Source organism: Endozoicomonas sp. SESOKO4 (assembly GCF_024606275.1).
Window position 1 is genome coordinate 1 of record NZ_JAHHPS010000573.1, and the last position, 1,461, is coordinate 1,461.

The window sequence follows — 1,461 nt, forward strand, 5'->3', positions numbered from 1 at the left end:
CTGAGGTTGTTCCTGAAACAACAGAGGGTGGCCCATGAGTAATACCTCAGGCTCTCATTCAGTGATAAGCCTGAAACCATGCCCTTTAAATAAGGGTTAGCCCGGGGTGAACGATTGCCATGATGATAGCCCAGCAAATGAAAGTGAGCAGTAAAATAGGGGTTTTCAGTCTCAAGCCGGGCAACCTCTTCATTCAGAATTTCATACTCACTGCGCTCCTGCCGTCCGGCCAGTTTCATGAGTTCCGGATAAAAAACATGGTCGCGAATAACGTGGTCGATCAGAGAGCCGACAGATGACTGTCCTCCTTCACTCAGCCACATGCCCGGAACCATAGCACCCCAGTATGGCCCCCAGACACCATCAACAAAAACCGGTGTTGTGCTGACGGCCATATGACAGGAAGAGGTTCCACCAATAATGGCGAGGGTTGATTCCGGCTGGTCGCCAATAATGCCAACGCCTCCTGCATGGGCATCGATCATGCCCACAGAAACAATAGTACTGGTGGTCAGCCCCAACGCTATTGCTGCGGCATCCGTCAACTGTCCGGCAGGCGTGCCCGGGTCAACGATGGCCTGACCGATTTTTTCACCAACAATCAGGTCTTCCAAATCCAGCTGCCGGAACAAAGAGGTATCCCAACGTTTGTCGTGGGCAAGATAAGTCCATTTGCAAACTTTGGTACAAGTGCTCCGAACATCCCTGCCAGTGGAGCGATAAACCAGATAATCCGACAGGTCGAAAAAACGCGCAGTGCGTTCATAGTGCTTTGGTAGGTGGCGTTTCAACCATTTCAGTTTAGGCAGTTCCATTTCAGGACTGACTTCACCACCCACAAACTTCAGGACCTCACTTCGTGTGGCATTCATTTCGGCAGTCTCTGCCAACGCCCGGTGATCCATCCACATGATGATATTCTGATCATCCAGTTCCGTCGGCGAGACGGTTACAGGGCAATCATCCGCGTCCACAGCAACCAGAGAGCAAGTTGCGTCAAATCCGATTCCCTTTACCTGCTCCGGCTTGATTGCTGAATCAGTCACTACATCTTTTACAACGTTACATACCTGCTTCCAGATATCAGACGACGATTGTTCAACAAAGTCCGTAGCAGGACGAAACTGCTTGATTGGGCTGGCAGCCAGGGCGATTTTCTCTCCCTTCGCGTTGAACAATCCCGCCCGCACACTGCCCGAACCCACATCCACACCAATGTACAAATGTTGCATAAATCGTCGTCAGGGTACGCCATTACATGAATTCAGGGAGATTGAATATTTGTAGCGTAAACAGATTCTTGTCATAGAAGCACTACTCCTCAGGCTATCTTGCTGCAACAATATTAGGCTATAAACCAAAGAGCGTATTTTATTCTGGAATCTATTTGTTATGAGACTGAATCAAGAGCCTGAGGTATTACTCATGGGCCACCCTCTGTTGTTTCAGGAACAACCTCAG

General features: G+C 49.5%; 1 protein-coding gene. It reads right to left on the minus strand.

All coding sequences use genetic code 11. From position 1 onward, the window contains the following. Positions 1-1,232, minus strand: a 1,232-nt coding sequence (locus tag KDK16_RS11320; RefSeq protein ID WP_257276189.1) for an FGGY-family carbohydrate kinase, incomplete at its 3' end; no start/stop codon positions are given. Positions 1,233-1,461: the final 229 nt, after the last annotated feature.